This window comes from Nocardioides sp. JS614 (assembly GCF_000015265.1).
Lineage (GTDB): Bacteria > Actinomycetota > Actinomycetes > Propionibacteriales > Nocardioidaceae > Nocardioides.
This window is the reverse complement of record NC_008699.1, coordinates 1,733,412-1,756,037: the sequence shown is the minus strand read 5'-3', so window position 1 is coordinate 1,756,037 and position 22,626 is coordinate 1,733,412. Positions and strand designations below refer to the sequence as shown.

Here is a 22,626-nt window from a genome sequence, read left to right as displayed (position 1 = left end):
CCGCGGCCACCCCGGGAATAGCGTGGATCGACCGGGCACCCCGCCCGCAGGAAGCCGCGGCAGCATGTTCCACCTGCACCACCGGCCCGAACCGGGTCCCCAGCTGACTCCCTGGGGCTTCTACGCCCGACCTCCCGCGAAGTCCCACGACCCGTTGCGCATCGTCGCGATCGGCCTGGTCCTCTCGATGATCCTGCTGGTCGGCGGCTGCTTCGCCGTCGTCGGTGGGCTCGCCCACCAGATGGGAACCGCGTTCCAGGCGGCCCCCGCACCCGTCGTCGACGTGGTGCGGACGGAGGTGCAGGAGGGCGAGGCCTTCCTCCTGGCGGGCTTCCAGGTCGCGAGCGACTGGACGGTCGCGCAGGAGGCGGCCCACGCGGTCACGGCCACCGCGCCCCACATCACGATCACCGGCCTGGAGGTCACGAACACCGGCGACACCGCCCGGATGCTGCGCTACGCGTTCACCTTCCGCGGCCATGCCGAGTGGCTGGCGGAGATCGACTGCTACTGCCCCGCCGTGCTGCCGGGCCAGACGGTGCTCATGCAGTGCCGGCCGACGGTCCCGCGGATGCCGCTCGACTACGACTCCGTCGTGGTCGCCGACGGCTACTGAGCCTCGGCCGCGTCCTCGGAGCGCCCGCGGACGCGCCGGATCTCAGCGCAGCGAGCGCCTCCGCGCGACCACACTGCCGAGGCCCGTGGCCGCGGCCCGGACCGCGTCGACGTGCGCCTGCGGCCGGAACCGTCCGACCGGCCCGGCCACGCTGATCGCCGCCAGCGCGTGGTCGGTGTCGTCGAGCACCGGCGCGGCCACGCAGAGCAGGCCGATCGTCGACTCCTCCTGCTCGAAGGCGACGCCGGCCTCCAGGACGGTCGCGAGCTGGCGCTGGAGCAGCCCGGCGGCGACGATCGTGTGCGGCGTACGCCGCTCGAGCGGCCCGCTCAGCACCTCGCGCTGCACGGCGGCGTCGGCGTGGGCGAGCAGGGCCTTGCCGATCGCGGTGCAGTGCACCGGCATCCGGCCGCCGGTCCGGGAGGGGGCGGCCGCCTGTCGATGGCCGCCGATCTTGGCGACGTAGACGACGTCGTGACCCTCCCGTAGCCCGAGGTGGACGGTCTCGTGGGTCCGCTCGTAGAGGTCCTGCAGGAACGGCATCGCCAGCTCGAGCAGTCCGCGCTCCAGCGACGCGCGCATCCCGAGCTCGAAGAGCCCCCCGGAGAGGCGATAGCCGAGCGCGGTGCGGTCGAGCAGGCGATTGTCGACCAGGTCCCCCGCGACCCGGTGCACGGTCGCCTTGGCCAGGCCGGTGCGGCGGACCAGCTCGGCCAACGAGAGCACCTGGTCGTCGACGGTGAAGGCACGCAGCATCGTCACCGCCTTGCCCAGCACGGTGTCCAGGTCCGCGCTCTCGTCCCCCGGCAGGTCCACCCCAAGATCGTACCGCTGAGTGGAACGCCGGGCTCACGGTCGGCGCCCGCCCCCCTCGATGCTCTTCTCATGGCCGACACCACCCTCGCAACCAACAGCGTCTCCGGCAGCGTCCTTGCGGCGGCCGCCGACCGGCTCCGCGAAGCCGACCGCGCCGGGGTCCCCTGCCCGCCGATCCGAGACCTGATCGCGAGCGACGACCTCGCTGCGGCGTACGCCGTGCAGCAGCTGCTCACCGCCGAGCGCGTCGCCGCAGGTGCGACGGTCGTGGGCCGCAAGATCGGCCTGACCTCCGAGGCGGTCCAGCAGCAGCTCGGCGTCGACACCCCCGACCTCGGCGTCCTCTTCGACGACATGGCCTACGCGGACGGCGACGTCGTCCCCGCCGACGCCACGATGCAGGCCCGCGCCGAGGCGGAGATCGCCTTCGTGCTCGCGGACGACCTCGTGGACGGCCCGCTGGACCGCGAGCAGGTGCGGCAGGCGATCGGGCACGCGGTCGCCGCGATCGAGATCTGCGGCAGCCGGATCGCCGGGTGGGACATCAGCCTGGCGGACACGGTCGCGGACAACGCCTCGGCCGGCGTCTACGTGCTCGGGAGCCGGCACCGCAGCCTGGACGACTTCGAGCCCAAGGACGTCGTGATGTCGATGACGATCGACGGCGAGGAGGTCTCGACCGGCTCGGGCGAGGCCTGCCTGGGCGACCCGGTCGCCGCCGTGCAGTGGCTCGCCCGGCAGGCACGTGAGCTGGGTGCACCGCTGCGCGCGGGGCAGCTGATCCTCTCCGGCGCGCTCGGGCCGATGCGCCCGATCGCGCCGGGCCAGACCGTCCGTAGCACCGTGTCGGGCCTCGGCTCGGTGACCTTCACCGTAGGGAGTGAGAACCGTGACTAGGACCAAGGTCGCGATCATCGGGTCCGGCAACATCGGCACCGACCTGATGATCAAGGTGCTGCGCACCAGCAAGCACCTCGAGATGGGGGCCATGGTCGGCATCGACCCGGCCTCGGACGGGCTCGCCCGAGCCGGCCGGTTCGGTGTCCCGACAACGGCGGAGGGCGTCGAGGGCCTGGTCGCGCTGCCCGGCTTCGACGACATCGAGATCGTCTTCGACGCCACCTCGGCCGGCGCGCACGTCGTGAACGCGGCCCGGCTCCTGCCCCTCGGCAAGCGCCTGATCGACCTGACCCCGGCCGCCCTCGGCCCCTTCACGATCCCGGCGGTCAACCTCGAGGACCACCTCGAGGCACCGAACCTGAACATGGTGACCTGCGGCGGCCAGGCGACGATCCCGATCGTCGCGGCGATCTCGCGGGTGGTCCCGGTCGAGTACGCCGAGATCGTCGCCTCGATCGCGTCCCGGTCGGCCGGCCCCGGCACCCGCGCCAACATCGACGAGTTCACCGAGACCACCTCGTCGGCCATCGTGGAGGTGGGGGGCGCCACGCGCGGCAAGGCGATCATCATCCTCAACCCGGCCGAGCCGCCGCTGATCATGCGGGACACGGTCTTCGCACTGGTCACGGCCGCCGACCCCGACGTCCACGAACAGATCCGCGCGAGCGTCGACAAGATGGTGGCCGACGTTGCGGCCTACGTGCCCGGCTACCGGCTCAAGCAGGCCGTCCAGGTCACGGAGATCCCGGCGGACCAGCCGGTGCACACCCTCCTCGCTCCCGACGCGGAGCGCCCCACGCACCAGGTCTCGGTGTTCCTCGAGGTCGAGGGCGCCGCGCACTACCTCCCGGCGTACGCCGGGAACCTCGACATCATGACCTCCGCCGCGCTCCAGGTGGCCGAGCGGATCGCTGCAGGGAAGGCCGACCGGTGAACGCACACCAGATCTTCGTCCAGGACGTCACGCTGCGCGACGGGATGCACGCCGTGCGGCACCGGATCGGGCTCGACGACGTGCGCCGCATCGTCGCCGCGCTCGACGCCGCCGGCGTCGACGCCATCGAGGTCGCCCACGGCGACGGCCTCGCCGGCTCCTCGGTGAACTACGGACCCGGATCCCACACCGACTGGGAGTGGATCGAGGCCGCGGCCGACGTGCTCGAGCGGGCCCGCCTGACCACGCTGCTGCTACCCGGGGTCGGCACCATCCACGAGCTCAAGACCGCCTACGACCTCGGGGTCCGCTCGGTCCGGGTCGCCACGCACTGCACGGAGGCCGACATCTCCGCCCAGCACATCACCGCGGCCCGGGAGATCGGCATGGACGTCTCCGGCTTCCTGATGCTCTCCCACATGGCGCCGCCGGCGGAGCTCGCCAAGCAGGCCCTGCTCATGGAGTCCTACGGTGCGCACTGCGTCTACGTCACCGACTCCGGCGGCCGGCTCACGATGAACGACGTCCGCGACCGGGTCGCGGCGTACCGAGACGTCCTCGACCCTGCCACCGAGATCGGCATCCACGCCCACGAGAACCTCTCGCTCTCGGTCGCCAACTCCGTCGTGGCCGTCGAGACCGGTGCGGTGCGGGTCGACGCCTCCCTCGCCGGGCACGGTGCCGGCGCCGGCAACTGTCCGATCGAGGCGTTCGTCGCGGTGGCGAACCTCTCCGGCTTCGAGCACGGCTGCGACCTGTTCGCGCTGCAGGACGCCGCCGACGACCTGGTCCGCCCGTTGCAGGACCGCCCGGTCCGGGTGGACCGCGAGACCCTCACCCTCGGCTACGCCGGGGTCTACTCCTCGTTCCTACGGCACGCCGAGCGGGCCGCCGATCAGTACGGCGTCGACGTGCGCGAGCTGCTGATGGAGTGCGGCCGGCGCGGCCTGGTCGGTGGCCAGGAGGACATGATCATCGACATCGCGCTCGATCAGGTCGGCGCCGTCGCCAGCTGACCGGTGCCCGCACCGGGGGGAGCCGGTCACTCGGGGGAGCCCCGCCACCCGGGCTCCGAAGGAGGCAGGCTCCACTGAGTGCATCGCCCTACCTGCGGAGCGCGTCGAGGACCGACCTCTCCGGCACCGCTCACCCCCGGGGACGGCCGTGCCGTTGCCCTGGCCAGAATCCGGTATCTCTCGCAGGCGCTAGAGCATGGAGCCGAGATCCGATCCAACCGTCGGGTAGGCGGCGGTCGTCGACTTGAGCTGTCGCGTCGTGAGCCCGAGCTTGATCGCGAGACCGAGGACGTTGATCAGCTCGGCGTACTCGGGACCGAGCAGATGCGCTCCGACGACCCGGTCGGTCGCTCGGTCGACGAGGATCTTGGCCGCGGCCGTGGTCTCGCCGGTGCGGTAGTTGGAGTACCAGCCACTGGTGTCGTTGAAGCGGACGTCGACGTCCAGCCCTCTCTCCCTGGCCTCCCGCTCGAGCAGCCCGACGCGAGCGAGCTCGGGGATGGTGAAGACGGCCGTCGGCACGCCGGCGTAGTCGGGCGCCCTGGTCGTGCCGTTCACCATGTTCGAGGCGGCGACCCTGCCCTCGAACACAGCGACCGGGGTCAGGGGCATCCCGGGGGTGTCGGCCGAGTCGCCGGCGGCGTAGACCGCGGGGTTCGTGGTGCTCTGGAGGTGGCCGGCGACGCGCACCCCGCGTGGGCTCCACTCGACACCGGCGGCCTCGAGGTCGAGACCGGCGAGGTCGGCCTCGCGTCCGGCGCCGTGGACGACGAGATCGCACTCGATCGTCTCGGATCCCTCGGGAGTCTCCAGGGTGACCTGGTAGCCGGCCTTGTCCTTGGCGATCGCCGTGACCGTGGTGGCAGGCCGTACGGCGATGCCTGCCTGCCGGCTGCGTCCGAGCAGCAGGTCCACGAGGTCTGGGTCGAATCCGCGCAACGGTCGCGGCCCGCGGTCGACCACCGTGGTGGCGCTGCCCGCGCGCGTCGCGATGTGGGCGAACTCGAAGGAGATGAAGCCGCCGCCGACGAACAGGATCCGGGCAGGCAGCCGCTCGAGGTCCAAGAAGTCGGTGCTGTCGATCAGGTGCTCGTGGCCGGGGAAGGCGAGCGCGCGTGGGCGTGCGCCGGTGGCGACCAGGAAGTGTCTCGACTCCACGGAGGCGCCCGCGATCTCGACGGTGTTGCCGCCGAGGAATCGCGCGTTGCCGTGGAGGGTCTCGACGCCATGGCCGGCCAGGTCGCGTTCGAGGTTGTCGGGCACCGGGTCGGTGAAGCCACGCTTGTGCCGCATCAGGTCCGCCCAGTCGATGCGCAGCCCCTGCCCATCGATCCCCTTGCCGCGCATGAGCCGGGCACCGTCGATGATCTCGGCTCCGCGTCGCAGGATCTTCTTCGGGTCACAGCCGCGCAGCGCGCAGGTGCCGCCGTACGGCAGCGCGTCGACGATCGCCACCCGCCAACCGCTGCTCGCACACTTGTTGGCGGCCGCGACGCCGGCCATCCCGGCACCGACGACGACAAGATCGTAGGTCTCGGCCATCTCAGTGCACCTCCGGCGCGATCGGACAGGCTCGACGCCGGCGACCGACCACCCGCCATCCGCCGAACCCGGCGATGGTCGCTCCCACGGCGACCAGGATCCAGGTGCCTGTCGACAGCCCCGCGAGCAGCCCGAGGGCGCCGAGCGAGGCCAGCAGCGGGAGACCGCAGCACAGGCCGAGGCCCGCGGCAGCCGTCGCAACCACGCCGACCCCGGAGCCGCGCTCACCCATGGGCGAGGGCTGCTTCCAACTGCTCGGTGGTGGGTGCGCCGGCAGGCCCGTCGGGTGTCTGGTAGACCCGGCAGGACAGTCCGACCGCGGTATCGGCGTCCGCGAAGGCATCGGCGCCGTTCACGAGGATGCTGGGTGAGCCGTGGAACCGGAGCCGCTCCGCCTCGTCGATCGTCTCGACCAGGCGGCGGGTCAGCGTGATGTCCGGTCGTTTCGCGGTGATCGCCGCGAGGCGCTCGTCGGCGATCTTCCAGTTCGGGCAGCCGTCGAAGTAGAGCAGCGTGACGTCCATGGCGCCGAACCTAGACCTTGATCCGCACTACAAGGTCAAGGCTAGGCTGCGACCATGTTGATCGGACAGTTGGCCGATGCGGCAGGCGTGACCGCGCAGACGATCAGGTTCTACGAGCGCGACGGCCTGTTGCCGAGGCCACCGCGGGAGGCCAACGGCTACCGCGTCTACGGCGGTGACACACTGGGCCGGCTCAGGTTCATCCGGAGCGCTCAGGCATCGGGCCTCACCCTCGCCGAGATCCGCGGCATCGTCGACCTGCGAGACGCAGGCACCGTGCCGTGCACCCACGTCACCACCCTGCTGGCGGCCAGACTCGACGAGGTTCACGCGCGGGTGCGCGAGCTCGAGGCACTCGCCGGCGAGCTCGAGCGCCTCCTCACGCGCGGCGACCGCCTCGACCCCGCCGACTGCGGGGACGCCGCCGTCTGCCACATCCTGGTCGGGGACTCGTGACCCGGCTGCGTCCCCTTCGCCAGCTCCTCGGGCCGGCCCGGCGTCGCCCCTGAGCCGCCGCATCGTCCGAGGCGGTCACCGCAGCCGGTCGGCGAGCTCCGTCAGGGAGCGCACCGTCAGGTCGGGCGCTCGGAAGTAGTCCGGGTAGGGGGCGCCGGCCCGGTTGACCCAGGCGGTTGCGAGGCCGGCCCGCGAGGCGCCGTCGATGTCCCAGGGGTGCACGGCGACCAGCATCGCGTCCATGGGGTCGGTCCGCGTCCGTTCGAGTGCGTAGGCGTAGGCGGTCGCCGCCGGCTTCCACGCACCGGCGTCCTCGACGGAGAGCAGGGCCTCGAACTGCGCCCTGACCCCGGCCCGGTCGAACAAGGCCTCGGCGACCGATGCGGAGCCGTTGCTCAGGGTCACCAGGCGGATGCCCAGGCCACTCAGGGCGCGGACTCCGTCGGGGACGTCGGGGTGCACCGGAAGGCCGGCGAAGCCCGCCATGACGTGCTGGATGGCGTCGTCGATGGCACGGTCCAACGACTGGTCGTGCAGGACGCCGCGCAGCGCCTCGGCAGCGATCCGGGCGAAGGGCTCGCACGCCTCGACCGCGGTGAGGGCGAAGCCGTCGCGGAGGAGTCCGGCGAACCACGTCGTCGCGAGGGCGGCGGGGGCCCCGACGTCCTCGAAGCGTCCGCCGATGTCCGACATGTCCGAGAGGGTCTCGTTGACGTCGAAGACCAGCAGCGCCGGTCTGCGCGCGCCGTCCGGGCTGACCGGGTGGTCGGAGCTGGGAAGCGGGTGATCGGACCGCCGGCTCGTCATCCCTCCACCGTAGTCACCCGGCTGGGCGGAACGGTGAGCGCGCTCACAGTGCGCAGCCCCGGCCGTGGCGAGACTGCCGGTGGGTGCCTGAGTGTCCCCGGTCCACCAGGTCGCTCAGGACGACCCTGACCAGCCCAGGTCCACTCACACACCAGGAGATGCGATGAGGATGCAGGCCGTCTTCCACGGCGTGGTGATCGCCGAGAGCGACGACACGATCGTCGTCGAGGGCAACCACTACTTCCCCGAGGAGTCATTGAGCCACGAGTTCCTCACCCCGACCGGCACCCACACGATCTGCCCCTGGAAGGGCCTGGCGTCGTACTACGACGTGGGTGTCGACGGGGTGACCAGCGCCAACGCCGCCTGGTACTACCCGAGGCCGTCGCCGCTTGCGCGCAGGGTCAAGGGGCGGGTCGCCTTCTGGCGCGGCGTGGAGGTACGTCCGGCGCCCGAGCGACACGAGCACGAACCCACCCGATGACCGGTCGGCTCACCGCAGCCTGCTGACGGCGGCACGCACCTTGTCCAGCGACGGGTAGTGACCGATCCGGGTGCCGACGTGCCGCCACCGGACCGCCCCCGTCGCGTCGAGGACGACGACGCCCGGGCTGCGCACCGTGTCTCGGGTGATGTGCTGGGGGCGGAACCCGCGGGCCAGGGACCGGGTGTACGCCGCAGCCCCGCGCGGATCGAGCAGGTGCCAGCCGAGCGGATCCGCTGCCCCCACGTGGTCCCGGAACCGCTGCTCGGGATCCAGGAGCAGCGACACCCGTACTCCCCTCTCCTCGCGCAGCCACCGTGCCTGGTAGTCGGCGGAGCCCCCGATCGCGATCGCGCCCACCCCCTCGCGGGCCAGCTCGCCGGCGGCGCGATCGAGCCGGACCAGCCAGTCCTGGCACGGCAGGCAGCCGTAGTACCGCACCAGGTGCACGACGGTGAGGGGGTGCTCGAGCACGCTCCGCAGGACGATCGGTGCGCCCTCGGGGGTGGACAGGGCCAGGTCGAGCGGCACGGCAATGGTCGCCTCGGCGGTCACAGGGGCTCCTCACGAGTCGGGATCGGGTCGATCGACCAGCCTTCCCGGAACCGGCGCCGAGGTGTGTAAGCGCGCTCACCGACGGGCCCCTCCAACGGTCGGAACACTCGGTCCAGAGCCTGACCCACGTGGGCCAGCCGATCGACAAGGAGCACCCCATGACCCCCACCAGCACGGCCAGCCTTCGCCGAGCCGTCGTCATCGGCGCCGTCGCCGGCGTGATCGCCTCCGTGGTGATGGCGATGTACGCGATGCTCGCTGCCTACACCAAGGACACCGGCTTCTTCACGCCGATGTACCACATCGCGTCGCTGGTCACCGACGACGCCGACATGATGAAGTCGATGATGGCCGACCAGCAGAGCGGCGACGCGTTCACGTTCCTGGCCGGTCCGGCCATCCTCGGTGCGGTGATCCACATGATGACCGGCGCCGCGTACGGCGCGGCCTTCGGTGCGATCGCCCACCGCCTCCGCCTCGGCGGTGCCACCCTCGCCGGGGCGGGCCTGGTCTACGGCTTCCTCGTGTTCGCGCTGAGCGCGTACGTCGCCCTCCCGATCGCGGCCGCCGTGTTCGGCAGCGGAGACCCGATCGAGAACATGGCCGAGATGGCCGGTTGGGGCACCTTCATCGTCGAGCACCTCATCTTCGGGGTGGTCCTCGGCGTCCTGGTGGCCGTCACCGCACGCACTCGGACCGCGCCGGCGCGCACCGCGGTCCCCGCGCACTGACCCCTCGCTGACCCCACGTCCCGTCAGCCGGGTGGCGGGCTCCGCCACCCGGCTGGACGTGGTCCGCCCCAAGCCCCGACGAGGATGACACGATGGGAACCCGACCACCCCACTGCCTGACGATCACGGACCCGGAGGACCTTGCGGGAGGGGCCCGACCCTGGTCCCCCGGGCGCAGAGAGGACGACGTGGAGATCGAGCGCGCCGCTGCCGGCCCGGACCGGCTCTGGTGCATGTCCGAGGTGGACATCTTCTGCGACCTCGACGACACGGAGATGGATGCGCTGGCGCAGGCGGCGCCGATGCGGGCCTACGCGACAGGCGCGCTCGTCTACACCCCACACCAGCCGCTGGAGACCCTGTTCATCCTCAAGAAGGGGCGGATCCGCATCTTCCGGGTCTCCCCCGACGGACGCGCACTCACGACCGCGATCATCGATCCCGGCACGATCTTCGGGGAGATGGTCATCGTGGGGCAGCAGATGCACGACAGCTTCGCCGAGGCGCTCGACGACGTCGTCGTGTGCGTGATGACCAAGGCCGATGTGCGCCGGCTCCTCCTCGGCGACCCGAGGATCTCAGCGCGGATCTCGGAGACCCTGGGTCGTCGCATCGGTGAGCTGGAGCAGAAGTTCTCCGACGCGGTCTTCAAGTCCGTCCCCGAGCGGATCGCCGGGGCTCTGGTCACTCTCGCCTCCGCCACCTCGGGCCGACCGCTCGGACGGGGCATCCAGGTCCGCCTCACCCACGAGCAGCTCGCCGCACTCGCCGCGACCTCGCGCGAGACCACGACCAAGATCCTCGGCGACCTGGCGGACCAGGGGTTGATCACCCTCGGTCGCGGCCGGATCACCATCTTGAACCGAGAGCGCCTGCGGGTGCTCAGCGGCGAGTAGTACTCCGCACGACCGCCGTGGCGCTCGCTCAGGCACCCGACGGGGTGAGGTGATCAATGTCGGTGGGCAGTGAGGCACGCGACGCTCACGGCACGCCAGGCCGTCTCTGTAAGCCAGCACACTGTCCGGCCTCATGGTCGAGTGTCAGACTCGCCACATGAGCGTCGACGTCTCGGACCTGCTGCGCCGCTACGACCAGGTACGCACCTACACCGAGCGGCTGTCCGCACCGCTCTCCCCCGAGGACCAGACCGTCCAGTCGATGCCGGACGTCTCGCCCACCAAGTGGCACCGCGCGCACGTGACGTGGTTCTTCGAGACCTTCGTGCTCGCCGACAACGAGCCCGGCTTCACCCCGTTCCAGGACACGTACTGGTTCCTGTTCAACAGCTACTACGAGGCGGTCGGCCCCCGCCACAGCCGGCCGATGCGCGGGGTGATCAGCCGCCCCGGCGCCCACGACGTGGGCGTCTACCGGTCCAACGTGGACAACCGGATCCACGACCTCCTGGACCGGCTCGACGAGGGCGCCATCGCGAAGCTGCTGCCGACCATCGAGCTCGGGTTCCACCACGAGCAGCAGCACCAAGAGCTGCTGCTGATGGACATCAAGCACGTGCTGTCGCTCAACCCGCTCCGACCCGTCTACGCGGGGCGGCCTCCGGTCGCCGCGGACCCGACGCCGCTGGGTTGGCGGGAGTACGACGGCGGGCTGGTCGAGCTGGGCCACGAGGGCGGCGGCTTCTGCTTCGACAACGAGCTGCCCCGCCACCAGCAGTACCTGCCGCCCTTCCGGATGGGCGATCGGCTGGTCACCAACGGCGAATGGTCGGACTTCATCGCCGACGGCGGCTACCAGCGGCCCGAGCTCTGGCTCTCCGACGGCTGGGCACGCGTCACCGCCGAGGGCTGGGGTGCGCCCTTCTACTGGAGCCAGGTCGACGGGGTCTGGCTCGAGCACACGCTGCACGGCACCTTCCCCGTCGACCCCGCACTGCCGGTGTGCCACGTCAGCCACTACGAGGCCGACGCCTACGCGGCCTGGGCCGGCAAGCGCCTCCCGACCGAGGCCGAGTGGGAGCACGCCGCCACCCTCGAGGACGCTGGGCCGGCCGAGCGGCCTGCGAACCTGTCCGACACCGAGTCCTGGCACCCCCGCTCGGCCGGGCCGCCGACCGGTGGCCTTCGACAGCTGTTCGGCGACTGCTGGGAATGGACATCCTCGGCCTACCTGCCGTACCCGGGCTTCCACCCCGCCGCCGGCGCCATCGGCGAGTACAACGGCAAGTTCATGTCCGGCCAGATGGTCCTGCGCGGCGGCTGCGCACTGACCCCGCCGGGACATGCCCGCGCTACCTACCGGAACTTCTTCCCCGCCGGAGCCCGCTGGCCGGTGACCGGTGTCCGGCTGGCCGACGACCTGGGCCGCCAGTGATCTTCTCGGCAACCGCGTGTGCCGACCGACCGGCCTCAGGCCGCGGGACGACCCCCGCCCACGTTCGGCCCGCACCCTACCTGGAGGACGCATGACTGCCCACGGTTCCAGGGCCCGACTCGCTCTTGGCGCTGACATCGACGTCCTGCTGGACCCCGCCGACCTGCGGCGCGGCCTGGAGCTCGATGTTCGCGAGGGCCTGACCACGGCGCCGAGGTGGCTGCCGCCCAAGTACTTCTACGACGACCGCGGCAGTGCGCTCTTCGAGCAGATCACCCGGCTGCCGGAGTACTACCCCACGCGGACCGAGCACTCGATCCTGGTGTCCCGGGCGGCCGAGATCGCCCGGGCCTCCGGGGCCGACGTGCTGCTGGAGCTGGGCTCCGGGTCGTCGGAGAAGACCCGGATCCTGCTGGACGCCTTGGTGGCGGCCGGCACGTTGGGCGGCTACGTCCCGGTGGACGTCAGCGCGGGTGCGCTGCGCGAGGCCATCGCGGGGCTGGCGCTCGAGTATCCGGACCTGCCCGTGCAGGGGGTGGTGGCCGACTTCGACCGGCACCTGCCGCAGCTTCCCGCGCCGGGCCGCAGGCTCGTCGCGCTGCTGGGCAGCACGCTGGGGAACTACCCGCCCGCACAGCGCGCGGTCTTCCTGCGCCGGCTGGCCGGATCGATGCACGGTGGCGAGGCCCTGCTGCTGGGGCTGGACCTGGTGAAGGACCCGGCCCGGCTGGTCGCGGCGTACGACGACAGCGCCGGCGTCACCGCCGAGTTCAACCGGAACGTATTGAGGGTGCTCAACCGGGAGCTCGGCGCCGACTTCGACCCGCGCCGCTTCGACCATGTCGCACACTGGGACGCCGAGCAGGAGTGGATCGAGATGCGGCTGCGAGCCCGCAGCGAGATGACCGTGCGGCTGCCGGCGCTCGACCTCGAGATCGAACTCGGGCCCGGCGAGGAGATCCGCACCGAGATCTCCGCGAAGTTCCGCCGGCCGGCCTTCGCGGGCCAACTGGAGGACGCCGGACTGCGGCCCGAGGGTTGGTGGACCGACCCGGCCGGGGACTTCGCGCTCGTGCTCGCCCGCCGGTGACCACAGCCGCTGACCACAGCCGGTGACGGGGCGGATCAGCCGTGCAGTCGCGGCTCGGCGCCCGCGCGGCGGATCCTCGGCAGGAGGTCGGCGGCGACACCGAGTGCGATGGTGGCGGGCTCCTTGCCCGTGAGCTCCGGCCTGCCGATCGGGCACTGGATGCGTTCGATCACCGCCGCCGGGTGGCCCTCCATCGCCAGCGCCCGCTGGAAGCGGCGCCATTTCGCCGCGGACCCGATCAGGCCGATCGAGGCGAGGTGCTCGCAGCGCAGCGCGGCGTCGCAGAGGGCGAAGTCCTCGGCGTGGTCGTGCGTCATCACCAGCACGTGCGTCCCCGTGGGCACCTCGCCGAGGACCAGCTCGGGCAGCGGGGCGTGGTGGAGGTGCAGCTCGGCGGGACCGTCGTCGAGGAACGCCAGCCGAGCCGGCTCGACCCGGTCCGCCCGCGAGTCGACCAGGTGCAGCTCGAGCTCCTGGCGGGACAGCACCCGGGCCAGCTCGAGGCCGACGTGGCCCACGCCGAAGACGGCGACCGCCGCGAGCACCGGGAGGTGCTCGAACAGCAAGGTGACCTCGCCGCCGCAGCACTGCCGGCCGTGCTCGGTGCGCGCCTTCTCGTTGAGCTGCAGGGTCAGCGACTCGGGTGGTCCGGGCGGCCCGGCGAGGAGCTCGGCGGCACGGTCCAGGGCCGTCTCCTCGAGGTTGCCGCCGCCGATCGTGCCCCAGACCTGCGGTGGACCCGACCCCGGTGTCGCGCCGGCGCCGGGGACCGGCAGGGCGACGACCAGCTTGGCCCCCGCCTCGCGCGGAGCGTGGCCGCGGACGACGGTCACCGTCACGAGCACGCCGGCCCGGCGCTCGCGCCGGAGCCGCTCCACGGCAGCGTGCCAATGCATCTCAACCAACTCCCGGGACCGCGTGGGCGACCCGCTCGTCGGTGGCGCCGGTCCGGGCCCGCTCGATCGCCCAGAACACCGCCTCCGGCGTCGCCGGTGACGGCAGCTCGACGCTGGCCGACCCCGAGCCGAACGCGGCGACCGCCGCGCGGATCGCCTCGCGTACCGAGAACGCCAGCATGAGGGGCGGCTCGCCGACCGCCTTCGACCCGTAGACCACACCGTCCTCGTGCGCGCCCGCCAGCAGCGACACGTTGAACACCTCGGGCATCTCGCTCAGGCTCGGCAGCTTGTAGGTGCTCGCGGCCTGGGTCGCGAGCCGGCCCCGGGTCGGCCCGTCCGACTCGTCCCACCGCAGGTCCTCCAGGGTCAACCAGCCGGCCCCCTGCACGAAGCCGCCCTCGATCTGCCCGAGGTCCACCAGCGGGGAGAGGGTGTCGCCGACGTCGTGGACGATGTCGACCCGCCGGGTCCGGTAGGCACCCGTGAAGCCGTCCACCTCGACCTCGGCCGCGGCCGCGCCGTACACGAAGTACTTGAACGGGTGGCCCCGCATCCGGGCGGCGTCCCACTCCAGGCCGTCGGTGCGGTAGAAGCCCGCCGCCCACAACGGGACCCGGCGCAGGTACGCCTCGCGCACGAGGTCCGCCCAGCCCACCTCCCGGCCGGCGGCGACGTCGTCGAGACGGCCCCTGATCTGTTCGCAGGCGTCCTTCACCGCCGCCCCGTTGAGGTCGGCACCCGAGCTCGCGGCCGTGGCGGAGGTGTTCGGGACCTTGTCGGTCCGGGTCGGGGCCAGCCGGACCCGCTCCAGCGGGATACGCAGGGTCGTCGCCGCGACCTGCAGCATCTTCGTGTGCAGGCCCTGACCCATCTCGGTGCCGCCGTGGTTGATCAGCACCGAGCCGTCCTTGTAGACGTGGACCAGGGCGCCCGCCTGGTTGAACGCCGTGAAGTTGAAGGCGATGCCGAACTTGACCGGGGTGAGGGCCAGGCCTCGCTTCGTGTGCCGATGGGTGGCGTTGAACGCGGCGATCTCCGCCTGCCGCTCCGCCACCCGTCCGTTCGCGAGGACCTGGTCCCACACCAGGCTCGCGCGCTCGGCGTGCCGCACGACCTGGCCGTACGGCGTGCTCTGGCCCGCGGTGTAGAGGTTGCGGCGGCGCAGGTCGGTCGGGTCGACACCGAGCGCCGGCGCACAGCGCCCGAGGACGTCCTCGATCACCAACATCCCCTGCGGGCCGCCGAACCCGCGGAACGCCGTCTGCGAGGTCTTGTTGGTGCGCGCGACCCGGCCGTGCAGGCGCACGTGCGGGATCCAGTAGGCGTTGTCGACGTGGCACAGCGCCCGCGTCAGCACCGGCTCAGAGAGGTCCAGGCTCCAGCCGCCGTCGGCGGTGAGCGTGACGTCGAGCGCCTGCAACCGGCCGTCCGGATCGAAGCCCACCCGCCACTCGGCGTGGAAGCCGTGCCGCTTGCCGGTCATCGTCATGTCCTGGGTGCGGGTGAGCCGCACCCGGACCGGACGGCCGGTGAGCACCGCGCCGAGGGCGGCGACGGCGGCGTACCCGTGCGGCTGCATCTCCTTGCCCCCGAAGGCACCGCCCATCCGCAGGGACTGCACCGTGACGTCGTGGGCGTGGCGGCCCAGCACGTGGGCGACGACCTCCTGGGTCTCGGTGGGGTGCTGGGTGCTGCTCTGGACGAACACCTGGCCGGACTCGTCGACCTGCGCCAGGGAGCACTGGGTCTCGAGGTAGAAGTGCTCCTGGCCGGCCATCTCGGTGACCCCGCTGAAGACGTGGGCCGAGGAGGCGAGGCCGCGCTCCACCTCGCCGCGCTCGACGGTGGGCCGGCCGCCCTGGAAGCTCTCGGCCGCGATCGCCTCGGTCACCAGGAGGACCGAGGGCAGCGGCTCGTAGTCGACCTCGACGGCCGCGGCACCGAGCCGGGCCGCCTCGGCCGTCTCCCCGAGCACCCAGCAGACGGCCTGCCCGAAGTAGCAGACCTCGCTCGGGAACAGCGGCTCGTCACCCCGCACACCACCGTCGTTGACACCGGGCACGTCCTCGGCGGTGAGCACCCGGACCACGCCCGGCACGGCCAGGGCGGGAGCGGTCCGCAGCGCGGTGACCCGAGCGTGCGCGTGCGGCGCCTGCACCGGGTGGGCGTGCAGGCAGTCCTGGGTGCGGACGACCAGGTCGTCGGTGTACAGCGCCGTGCCGGTGACGTGGAGGGCCGCGCCCTCGTGCGGCACCTCGCGGCCGACGACGCCGTCGGCCGGGCGCGTGGACAGGTCACTCATGCCGACGCCTCACCCTCGTCCGACGGGCCCTGGGCCCAGAGCCTGAGCAGCGACTGCTCGAGCATCGCGGCGCGGTAGGCGGCGCTCGCCCGGTGGTCGTCCATCGGCGTCCCCTCTCCACCCAGGACCGCGGCGGCCGCGCGTGCCGTCTCGGCCGACCAGGTCCGGCCCTCGAGCGCGGCCTCGGTCGCCCGCGCGCGGATCGGCGTGGCCGCCACGCCGCCGAGGCCGACCTTGGCCCGGACGACCGTCTCGTCGACGACGTCGAGGGCGAAGGCGACCGCGACGCTGGAGATGTCGTCGTACCGGCGCTTGGCGATCTTGTGGAAGGCGGTGGTGCCGGCCAGCGGCTGTGGGATCCGCACCGCTCGGATCAGCTCCCCCGGCCGCAGCTGCGAGCGTCGGTAGCCGGTGAAGAGCTCCGCGATCGGCAGCTCGCGGTCCCCGTCGGTCGAGACGAGCACCACGGACGCCTCGAGGGCGAGCAGGGCGGGTGCGAGGTCGCCGATGGGCGAGGCGGTCGCCAGGTTGCCGCCGATCGTGGCGCCGTTGCGGATCAGCCGGGAGGCGAACAGCGGGAACACCGCGGCCAGGAGCGGCACCCGGCCGGCCAGGGCGAGCTCGACCTCGGAGAGCGAGAGCGCGGCGCCGATCTCGAAGGCGCCGCCGGACGGGGCAGGGAGCGACACCCGCCGCAGCTCGGGGAGCCGGTCGACGGCGACGACGTACGGCGCCCGCGCGCCGCGGAGGTTCACCTCGACACCCCAGTCGGTGCAGCCGGCGACCGGCACCGCCTCGGGGTGCTCACCCAGCAGGGCCAGCGCCTCGGCGAGGTCCCGCGGACGCACGAACACCCCGGTCCCGTCCTCGAGCCGGGTGGCTTCCAGCGCCGGCGCGGCTCGGTGAACCCGGGCCGCGAGCGGGTCGTCGGGAGCCGGGGAGCCCAGGGCGTACGCCGCGTCCCGGATCGGTCGGTAGCCCGTGCAGCGGCACAGGTTGCCGCTCAGCGCGGCCAGGTCGAACCCGTTGGGACCCCGCTCGTGCGCGTCGCCGGACGGACCCGGGCCCGTCGCGACCCGCTCGGGCCGGTAGAACTCCGCGGCCATGCTGCACACGAAGCCCGGCGTGCAGTATCCGCACTGCGAGCCGCCGCGGACCGCCATCTCGTGCTGGACCGGGTGCAGGTCCTCGGGCGTGCCGAGGCCCTCGGCCGTGACCAGCTCCTGGCCGTCGAGCGCGGCCGCCGGGACCAGGCACGCGTTGAGCGCGGTCCACCGGATGCCCTCGCCGTCGGGGCGAGCGACCAGCACCGAGCAGGCGCCGCACTCCCCCTCGGCGCAGCCCTCCTTGGCGCCGGTGAGCCCGACGCCGCGCAGCAGGTCCAGCGTCGTGGTGTGCGGCGACACCCCGGCGAGGGACAGGCGGCGGCCGTTGACGGTGACACCGGGGATGCTGGGTGCTGCTGCCATGCCGCTCTCCTCACGCACGCAACGCGACAACATTTTACGTGGCCGGCGGCCTCCGCGAGCACGTTCCGGGCGGCCGGTCGCCGCGGCCGACGTCAGTGGACGATCGGCGATCTTCGGACGAACCGGCCGCGTCCGGGGCGCGGCTCCACGGGCTCGCCGGCGGCCGCGACCACCTCGCCGCGGCTGAGGGTCAGGGCCGGCCAGCCGGTGACGACCAGGCCCTCGTACGGGCTGTGGTCGCAGCGCGAGTGCAGGGTCGCGGCGTCGAGGACGCGGGTCGCTCCCGGATCGAACACGACCAGGTCCGCGTCGAGCCCGGGCCGGACCGACCCCTTGACGCCGGCCAGGCCGAACAGCCGGGCCGGGGCTCCGGACGTCACCTCGACCCAGCGCCCGAGGGTGAGCCGGCCCGACACGACGCCCTGGTAGGCCAGCGCGAGCCGGGTCTCGACCCCGCTGAGCCCGCCGGGGAGCTGCCGGAAGTCCGCCCAGCCGTCCCCACCGGTCCCTCGCCGACGGTCGGCCCGCGTGAACGGGCAGTGGTCGGTGGCGACGACCTCGACCTCACCGGCGGCGATCGCACCCCACAGCGCCGCGCGGTCGGCAGCCCCCCGCAGGGGTGGGGCGCACACGAAGTCCGGCTCGCCGGCCTCGAGGTGCGCCTGGTCGAGGTAGAGGTAGTGCGGGCAGGTCTCGGCGTGGACGTCGGCCCCCACGGCGCGGGCCGCGCGGACGGCCTCCAGGCCGGCCGCGCTGGAGAGGTGCACGACGTACAGGCTCGTGTCCGCGGCAGCGGCCAGCACCGCGGCGCGGCGGATCGCCTCGGCCTCGACGGAGTCGGGTCGCACGGCCGGGATCGCGTCCGGGCCCTTTCGACCCGCCGCGAGCGCTTCGACGACCAGGGACTCGACGGTTGCGCCGTCCTCGGCGTGCACGCAGACCCGGACGCCGGTACGCCGACCCGCGGCAAGCGCCCGCGCCAGCGTGTCGTCGTCGACCATCAGGCGGTCCGGGTAGGCGAGGTACAGCTTCACACTGGTGACGCCGTGCTCGACGAACTCGCCGAACCGGGCGACGGCGGCCTCGGGGTCCTCGGGCAGCTCGGCGACCGTCAGGTGGAACCCGTAGTCGACGACCGCCCGGTCCCGGGCGCGGTCGTGCCAGGTGGCCAGGGCCTCCTGCCACGGCTCGCGACCGGCCCCGGCGAAGTCGACGACGCAGGTGGTCCCGCCGCACGCCGCGGCCAGCGTGCCCGACTCGAAGTCGTCCGCCGACGTGACCGCCCCCACCGGCAGGGCGAAGTGGGTGTGGACGTCGATGCCGCCGGGGACCACGTAGGCGCCGCCGGCGTCCACGATGTCGGCAGCGGCGGCGGAGTCGAGCGCGATCTCGGGCTCCACCGCCACGATCCGGCCGGCCCGCACGAGCACGTCGGCCCGGCGGGTGCCGGCACCGTCGACGACGGTGCCGCCCCGCACCACGAGGTCGTTCGACATCTCGGTCGCGTCTTCAGGCGTGCAGCGCCCGCCAGACCCGTTCGGGGGTGAGCGGCAGCTCGTTGACGGTGGCCCCGGTCGCGTCGAGGATCGCGTTGCGCACGGCGGGTGCCACCCCGTCGATGGCGATCTCGCCGACCGACTTGGCGCCGAACGGCCCGCTCGGCTCCATGGTCTGCACCAGGAACACCTCCATCGGGGGCGTGTCGTCGGGCCGGAAGATCCAGTACGGCCCGAACCGGGCGTTCACCGCACGGCCGTCGTCGTCGAGGACGAGGTCCTCGGTGAGCGCGTAGCCCAGCGCCTGCACCATCGCGCCCTCGACCTGGCCGCTCGCCGTGGTCGGGTTGATGACGACCCCGGCGTCGACGGCCATCACCAGCTTCGTGACGGTCACCTGGCCGGTCTCCACGTCCACCTCGATCTCGGCCGTCTGGGCGGCGAAGGGCGGCGGCGACTCACCCGAGACGTGCGAGGCCGTCGCCATGATCTGTTCCTGGTCCTCGATGTGCAGCGCATGGAGGGCCACGTCCTGGAGCGTCACGCAGCGCCCGTCGGGCGCCCAGGCCTGCTTGTTCCGCAGCTCGACCTTGGCGGGGCCGGCCAGCTCGAGCAGCCGGGCCGCGCGCAGCACGATCCGCTCGCGCACGGCCTCGGCGGCCTTCTTGACCGCCATCCCGGAGATGTACGTCGTGGAGTCGGCGTAGGCCCCGACGTCGAACGGCGTCAGGTCGGTGTCGGCGGCGTACACGACCACGTCACTGGCCTCGACCCCGAGCACCTCGGCGGCGATCTGGGCCAGCACCGTGTCGGCGCCCGTGCCGAGGTCCGTCGCACCGACCAGCAGGTTGAACGAGCCGTCGTCGTTCATCTTGATCGAGGCACCACCCATGTCGAGGTTGGGGATCGCGGTGGCCTGCATGCACAGCGCGAAGCCGATCCCCCTGCGGATGCTCGGCCGGTCCGCGGGCTGCTTCCACGCGGGGTCGTTGCGCCGCTCCCAGCCGATCGCGCGCCTGGCCTGCGCCACGCACTCGTCGGTCGCGCAGCTGGTCACCCGGGGCACCTCGCCCTGGATCTCCGCGGCGCCCCGCTCGCCCAGCGTGGGCAGGATGTCGAGGGGGTCGCCGGTGCGCACCCAGTTCCGCCGACGGAGCTCGATCGGGTCGAGGCCGAGGCTGCGGGCGATGTCGTCCATGTGGGACTCCAGCGCGAACAGCGCCTGGGGCGCGCCGTAGCCGCGGAACGCCCCGGCCACCGGCCGGTTCGTGTAGGCGACGTCGGCCGTGTACCGCTTGGCGGGGCAGTTGTACTGCGACAGGCCGCGCTGGCCGGAGACGGACTGCACCGTGAACCCATGCGTCGCGTACGGGCCGGTGTTACCGACCACGTGGTGGTCCAGGGCGAGCAGTCGGCCGTCGGCGTCGACGGCGGAGCGGAAGGTGATCGTCTGGGCGTGACGGATCCGCGAGGAGACGAACTCCTCCTCCCGGGTCAGCTCCAGCCGGACCGGTCGGCGGGTCGCGAGCACCAGGTGCCCGACCACGTCCTCGAGCAGCATCTCCTGCTTGCCGCCGAAGCCACCGCCGAGCCGCGGCTTGATCACCCGGATCTGCTTGACCGGCAGGCCGAGCAGAGGGGCGACCATCCGGCGGGTGTGGAACGGGACCTGGGTGGAGCTGCGCAGCGTCAGCCGCTCGTCCGCGTCGAGCCAGCCGATGGTGATGTGCGGCTCGATCGGGGTCTGCTGCTGCTGCTGGACGTGGAAGGTCTGCTCGAAGACGTGCTCGGCGTCGGCGAACGCGGCCGCCAGCTCGTCGTCGGTGACCGTCTGCCCGTTGACCCGGCGGGGGATGTTGCGGGCCGCGTCGGCGATCCCCTCCGTGTCGGTCTCGTCGTGGATGACGGGAGCGCCGGGGCCGATCGCCTCGACCTCGTCGAAGACCGCCGGCAGGACGTCGTACGTCACCTTGATCCGCCGGCAGGCCTCCTCGGCGATCGCCACGGTCTCCGCGGCCACCGCGGCCACGCGGTCACCGACGTGGCGCACCTTGTCGTCGAAGCTCACCTGGTCCCAGGGGCGCGGGTTCGGCCAGCTCTGGCCGCCGGAGGCGTACTTCACGCGGGCCGTGTTGAAGGTGTGCAGCACGGCGTGCACGCCTGGGAGCGCGCGGGCCTCGGAGTCGTCGATGGCGACGATCCGGGCGTGCGCGTGCGGGCTGCGCAGCACCTTGGCGTAGAGCATCCCGCGCAGCTCGATGTCGTCGACGAAGGCCGGATTCCCCTTGACCAGCTTGAGCGCGTCGACCTTGGGCGCGGGCGTCCCGACCACCTGCATGGAGGGGACGTCCGCCGCGGGCACGAGGCGCGGCATGGCAGCGGGAGCGTCCGGGACGGTCCCACCGTCGCCGTCGGTGAGCCGCCCGACGACGACGGGCGCCATCGGCTCCGGCTTCTCGCCACGGAGCAGCGCGGCCGCGCGCTGCACGGCGTCGACGACCTTCACGTAGCCCGTCTCCCGGTCGAGGATCCCGGAGAACGCGTCGCGGATCTCCCACTCCGAGGGGTCGGGGTCGCGCGCGAGCAGGGCCTGGGTGGCGAGCACCATGGCCCCGGCGGAGTAGCCGGACTGCAGCGCGCCGGACTCCACGAACGCGGCCTGGATGGGGTGCAGCTCGCCGGTGGCGACGTTCAGTGACTCCACGGTCGTCACCTCGTGGCCGGCGGCCTGGGCGGCGAGCAGCACGTCGGCGGCCAGCAGCCGCCCGTCCACCAGGACCGCGGCGGCGCCGGTCTCGCCGGTCTCGGAGCCGAACCGCACGCTGAAGCAGCCCAGCCGCCGCAGCACGCTCAGCAGCGAGTCGCCCGGCGCGCAGGTCACGGTGCGCGGAGCGCCGTTGAGGTGGAGCTCGAGGTCGATCATGGTGCTCATGACGTCGCCTCCAGCACCCGGGTGATCAGGACGCCTGCCAGGGCCCGGCGGTACTCGCTCGATCCCCGGAAATCACCCGTCGGGTCGAGCTCCTCCCCGGGTTGCACGAGCACCGGTCTCGGCGCGACGCCGGTGAGCGCGATCCGGCGACCGTCCTGCACGGTCCGGGCGAAGGCGGCGACGATGGCCCGGTCGGCGGGCGTCCGCGCGGTGCGGGCTGCTGCGGTGCTGCCGTCGGTGCGCAGCGCCACCGCGGTCACCAGGTGTCCGGGCTCCAGCGGCAGCCCGTCCAAGAACGCCTCCAGGGAGAGGGCGCCGGACCGGTCCCGGCTCTCGACGTGCACGACCGCCTCGTGCACCAGGAGCGCGGCGAGCAGCTCGCTCTCGGCGTCTCCGGTCGCCAGGCAGCCGCCGAGGGTGCCCTGGGCGCGCAGGGTGCTCGGTCGCTCGCGGCGGGCCGCCTCGCGCACGGTCGGAGGGACCAGGTCGTCGTCGGCGACCTGCTGCAGCGTCGTCATGGCCCCGATCCGCAGCCCGTGGTCTCCCTCGGAGCGGATGCCGTGGAGGGGGAGGGCCTGCAGGTCCACCACCTCGACCTGCCGCGGCGAGGTGTCACCGTTGAGGCGGGTGCCGCCGGCGAGCACGACCGCACTGGGGCGGGCCAGCAGCTCGAAGGCCTCGTCGATCGTCGAGGGGCGCCCGTAGGCGATTGCCGTCACCATGGTG

At 72.8% G+C, this 22,626-nt stretch carries 22 protein-coding genes; 10 read left to right on the top strand and 12 right to left on the bottom strand.

Annotation, left to right across the window (positions count from 1 at the left end):
* Window positions 1-64 precede the first annotated feature (64 nt).
* Entirely contained in the window at window positions 65-616 is a 552-nt protein-coding gene (locus NOCA_RS09775; protein WP_011755113.1) for a hypothetical protein, read from the top strand.
* Between the two features lie 42 nt (window positions 617-658).
* On the opposite strand, the gene NOCA_RS09770 is transcribed toward NOCA_RS09775, so the two are convergent.
* The gene (locus NOCA_RS09770) at window positions 659-1,432 is read right to left on the bottom strand and encodes an IclR family transcriptional regulator (RefSeq protein WP_011755112.1); all 774 of its coding nucleotides are present in this window, start codon (window positions 1,430-1,432) and stop codon (window positions 659-661) included.
* A 69-nt stretch (window positions 1,433-1,501) separates the two neighbouring features.
* Between NOCA_RS09770 and NOCA_RS09765 the strand changes: the two genes are divergently transcribed.
* Genes NOCA_RS09765 through dmpG form a run of 3 tightly spaced genes read left to right on the top strand, consistent with a single transcriptional unit; the run spans window position 1,502 to window position 4,282 of the window.
* The gene (locus tag NOCA_RS09765; protein ID WP_011755111.1) at window positions 1,502-2,329 is read left to right on the top strand and encodes a 2-keto-4-pentenoate hydratase; all 828 of its coding nucleotides are present in this window, start codon (window positions 1,502-1,504) and stop codon (window positions 2,327-2,329) included.
* Window positions 2,322-3,266: an acetaldehyde dehydrogenase (acetylating) gene (locus NOCA_RS09760; protein WP_011755110.1), complete on the top strand. Its 945-nt coding sequence runs from the start codon at window positions 2,322-2,324 to the stop codon at window positions 3,264-3,266. The genes NOCA_RS09765 and NOCA_RS09760 overlap by 8 nt, the downstream gene beginning before the upstream one ends.
* Window positions 3,263-4,282, top strand: a complete 1,020-nt coding sequence (gene dmpG, locus NOCA_RS09755) for a 4-hydroxy-2-oxovalerate aldolase (RefSeq protein ID WP_011755109.1) — start codon at window positions 3,263-3,265, stop codon at window positions 4,280-4,282. Before NOCA_RS09760 ends, dmpG begins: the two co-directional genes overlap by 4 nt.
* A 189-nt stretch (window positions 4,283-4,471) precedes the next feature.
* On the opposite strand, the gene NOCA_RS09750 is transcribed toward dmpG, so the two are convergent.
* Genes NOCA_RS09750 through NOCA_RS09740 form a run of 3 tightly spaced genes read right to left on the bottom strand, consistent with a single transcriptional unit; the run spans window position 4,472 to window position 6,348 of the window.
* The gene (locus NOCA_RS09750; RefSeq protein ID WP_011755108.1) at window positions 4,472-5,824 is read right to left on the bottom strand and encodes a dihydrolipoyl dehydrogenase family protein; all 1,353 of its coding nucleotides are present in this window, start codon (window positions 5,822-5,824) and stop codon (window positions 4,472-4,474) included.
* A gap of 1 nt (window position 5,825) precedes the next feature.
* Window positions 5,826-6,056, bottom strand: a complete 231-nt coding sequence (locus NOCA_RS09745; protein WP_041546441.1) for a hypothetical protein — start codon at window positions 6,054-6,056, stop codon at window positions 5,826-5,828.
* A complete protein-coding gene (locus tag NOCA_RS09740) occupies window positions 6,049-6,348 on the bottom strand; it encodes a hypothetical protein (protein WP_011755107.1) in 300 nt (99 codons plus the stop codon). Before NOCA_RS09740 ends, NOCA_RS09745 begins: the two co-directional genes overlap by 8 nt.
* Before the next feature lie 54 nt (window positions 6,349-6,402).
* Here NOCA_RS09740 and NOCA_RS09735 point away from each other — a divergent pair, with 54 nt between their 5' ends.
* The gene (locus NOCA_RS09735) at window positions 6,403-6,804 is read left to right on the top strand and encodes a heavy metal-responsive transcriptional regulator (RefSeq protein ID WP_011755106.1); all 402 of its coding nucleotides are present in this window, start codon (window positions 6,403-6,405) and stop codon (window positions 6,802-6,804) included.
* Window positions 6,805-6,879: 75 nt separating this feature from the next.
* Here the strand turns inward: NOCA_RS09735 and NOCA_RS09730 are convergent, their stop codons facing one another.
* Complete coding sequence (locus tag NOCA_RS09730; protein WP_011755105.1) at window positions 6,880-7,611, bottom strand: haloacid dehalogenase type II; 732 nt, start codon at window positions 7,609-7,611, stop codon at window positions 6,880-6,882.
* A 163-nt stretch (window positions 7,612-7,774) separates the two neighbouring features.
* Here NOCA_RS09730 and NOCA_RS09725 point away from each other — a divergent pair, with 163 nt between their 5' ends.
* A complete protein-coding gene (locus tag NOCA_RS09725) occupies window positions 7,775-8,095 on the top strand; it encodes a DUF427 domain-containing protein (protein WP_011755104.1) in 321 nt (106 codons plus the stop codon).
* 9 nt (window positions 8,096-8,104) lie between these two features.
* On the opposite strand, the gene NOCA_RS09720 is transcribed toward NOCA_RS09725, so the two are convergent.
* On the bottom strand, window positions 8,105-8,650 hold the full coding sequence (locus NOCA_RS09720) for a redoxin domain-containing protein (RefSeq protein ID WP_011755103.1): 546 nt from the start codon (window positions 8,648-8,650) through the stop codon (window positions 8,105-8,107).
* 158 nt (window positions 8,651-8,808) lie between these two features.
* On the opposite strand from NOCA_RS09720, the gene NOCA_RS09715 reads away from it, so the two are divergent.
* The 4 genes from NOCA_RS09715 to egtD all read left to right on the top strand — a co-directional run bounded on the left by NOCA_RS09715 (window position 8,809) and on the right by egtD (window position 12,802).
* A complete protein-coding gene (locus tag NOCA_RS09715; RefSeq protein ID WP_197687716.1) occupies window positions 8,809-9,381 on the top strand; it encodes a hypothetical protein in 573 nt (190 codons plus the stop codon).
* A gap of 188 nt (window positions 9,382-9,569) precedes the next feature.
* The gene (locus NOCA_RS09710; RefSeq protein ID WP_041546440.1) at window positions 9,570-10,277 is read left to right on the top strand and encodes a Crp/Fnr family transcriptional regulator; all 708 of its coding nucleotides are present in this window, start codon (window positions 9,570-9,572) and stop codon (window positions 10,275-10,277) included.
* A 157-nt stretch (window positions 10,278-10,434) separates the two neighbouring features.
* A complete protein-coding gene (gene egtB, locus NOCA_RS09705) occupies window positions 10,435-11,712 on the top strand; it encodes an ergothioneine biosynthesis protein EgtB (RefSeq protein WP_041546439.1) in 1,278 nt (425 codons plus the stop codon).
* Between the two features lie 91 nt (window positions 11,713-11,803).
* The gene (gene egtD, locus NOCA_RS09700) at window positions 11,804-12,802 is read left to right on the top strand and encodes an L-histidine N(alpha)-methyltransferase (RefSeq protein WP_011755099.1); all 999 of its coding nucleotides are present in this window, start codon (window positions 11,804-11,806) and stop codon (window positions 12,800-12,802) included.
* 35 nt (window positions 12,803-12,837) lie between these two features.
* On the opposite strand, the gene xdhC is transcribed toward egtD, so the two are convergent.
* The 6 genes from xdhC to NOCA_RS09670 all read right to left on the bottom strand — a co-directional run bounded on the left by xdhC (window position 12,838) and on the right by NOCA_RS09670 (window position 22,622).
* Window positions 12,838-13,698 carry a xanthine dehydrogenase accessory protein XdhC gene (gene xdhC, locus NOCA_RS09695; protein WP_011755098.1) on the bottom strand — a complete coding sequence of 287 codons (861 nt, stop codon included), beginning with the start codon at window positions 13,696-13,698 and terminating at the stop codon, window positions 12,838-12,840.
* Between the two features lies 1 nt (window position 13,699).
* Entirely contained in the window at window positions 13,700-16,003 is a 2,304-nt protein-coding gene (locus NOCA_RS09690; RefSeq protein ID WP_011755097.1) for a xanthine dehydrogenase molybdopterin binding subunit, read from the bottom strand.
* A complete protein-coding gene (locus NOCA_RS09685; protein WP_011755096.1) occupies window positions 16,000-17,472 on the bottom strand; it encodes a xanthine dehydrogenase small subunit in 1,473 nt (490 codons plus the stop codon). The genes NOCA_RS09690 and NOCA_RS09685 overlap by 4 nt, the downstream gene beginning before the upstream one ends.
* A gap of 92 nt (window positions 17,473-17,564) precedes the next feature.
* Window positions 17,565-18,968, bottom strand: a complete 1,404-nt coding sequence (gene hydA / locus NOCA_RS09680; protein WP_011755095.1) for a dihydropyrimidinase — start codon at window positions 18,966-18,968, stop codon at window positions 17,565-17,567.
* A gap of 13 nt (window positions 18,969-18,981) precedes the next feature.
* Window positions 18,982-21,900, bottom strand: a complete 2,919-nt coding sequence (locus NOCA_RS09675) for a molybdopterin-dependent oxidoreductase (RefSeq protein WP_011755094.1) — start codon at window positions 21,898-21,900, stop codon at window positions 18,982-18,984.
* Window positions 21,897-22,622, bottom strand: coding sequence for an FAD binding domain-containing protein (locus NOCA_RS09670; RefSeq protein ID WP_011755093.1), 726 nt, complete (start codon window positions 22,620-22,622; stop codon window positions 21,897-21,899). The genes NOCA_RS09675 and NOCA_RS09670 overlap by 4 nt, the downstream gene beginning before the upstream one ends.
* Window positions 22,623-22,626: the final 4 nt, after the last annotated feature.

What these genes read in the sequence shown, in the direction of transcription:
- NOCA_RS09775 (WP_011755113.1), top strand. Translation starts at nt 65, where the DNA reads ATGTTCCACCTGCACCACCGGCCCGAACCGGGTCCCCAGCTGACTCCC.
- NOCA_RS09765 (WP_011755111.1), top strand. Translation starts at nt 1,502, where the DNA reads ATGGCCGACACCACCCTCGCAACCAACAGCGTCTCCGGCAGCGTCCTT.
- NOCA_RS09750 (WP_011755108.1), bottom strand. Translation starts at nt 5,824, where the DNA reads ATGGCCGAGACCTACGATCTTGTCGTCGTCGGTGCCGGGATGGCCGGC.
- NOCA_RS09745 (WP_041546441.1), bottom strand. Translation starts at nt 6,056, where the DNA reads ATGGGTGAGCGCGGCTCCGGGGTCGGCGTGGTTGCGACGGCTGCCGCG.
- NOCA_RS09740 (WP_011755107.1), bottom strand. Translation starts at nt 6,348, where the DNA reads ATGGACGTCACGCTGCTCTACTTCGACGGCTGCCCGAACTGGAAGATC.
- NOCA_RS09735 (WP_011755106.1), top strand. Translation starts at nt 6,403, where the DNA reads ATGTTGATCGGACAGTTGGCCGATGCGGCAGGCGTGACCGCGCAGACG.
- NOCA_RS09730 (WP_011755105.1), bottom strand. Translation starts at nt 7,611, where the DNA reads ATGACGAGCCGGCGGTCCGATCACCCGCTTCCCAGCTCCGACCACCCG.
- NOCA_RS09725 (WP_011755104.1), top strand. Translation starts at nt 7,775, where the DNA reads ATGAGGATGCAGGCCGTCTTCCACGGCGTGGTGATCGCCGAGAGCGAC.
- NOCA_RS09715 (WP_197687716.1), top strand. Translation starts at nt 8,809, where the DNA reads ATGACCCCCACCAGCACGGCCAGCCTTCGCCGAGCCGTCGTCATCGGC.
- egtB (WP_041546439.1), top strand. Translation starts at nt 10,435, where the DNA reads ATGAGCGTCGACGTCTCGGACCTGCTGCGCCGCTACGACCAGGTACGC.
- egtD (WP_011755099.1), top strand. Translation starts at nt 11,804, where the DNA reads ATGACTGCCCACGGTTCCAGGGCCCGACTCGCTCTTGGCGCTGACATC.
- xdhC (WP_011755098.1), bottom strand. Translation starts at nt 13,698, where the DNA reads ATGCATTGGCACGCTGCCGTGGAGCGGCTCCGGCGCGAGCGCCGGGCC.
- NOCA_RS09690 (WP_011755097.1), bottom strand. Translation starts at nt 16,003, where the DNA reads ATGAGTGACCTGTCCACGCGCCCGGCCGACGGCGTCGTCGGCCGCGAG.
- NOCA_RS09685 (WP_011755096.1), bottom strand. Translation starts at nt 17,472, where the DNA reads ATGGCAGCAGCACCCAGCATCCCCGGTGTCACCGTCAACGGCCGCCGC.
- hydA (WP_011755095.1), bottom strand. Translation starts at nt 18,968, where the DNA reads ATGTCGAACGACCTCGTGGTGCGGGGCGGCACCGTCGTCGACGGTGCC.
- NOCA_RS09675 (WP_011755094.1), bottom strand. Translation starts at nt 21,900, where the DNA reads ATGAGCACCATGATCGACCTCGAGCTCCACCTCAACGGCGCTCCGCGC.
- NOCA_RS09670 (WP_011755093.1), bottom strand. Translation starts at nt 22,622, where the DNA reads ATGGTGACGGCAATCGCCTACGGGCGCCCCTCGACGATCGACGAGGCC.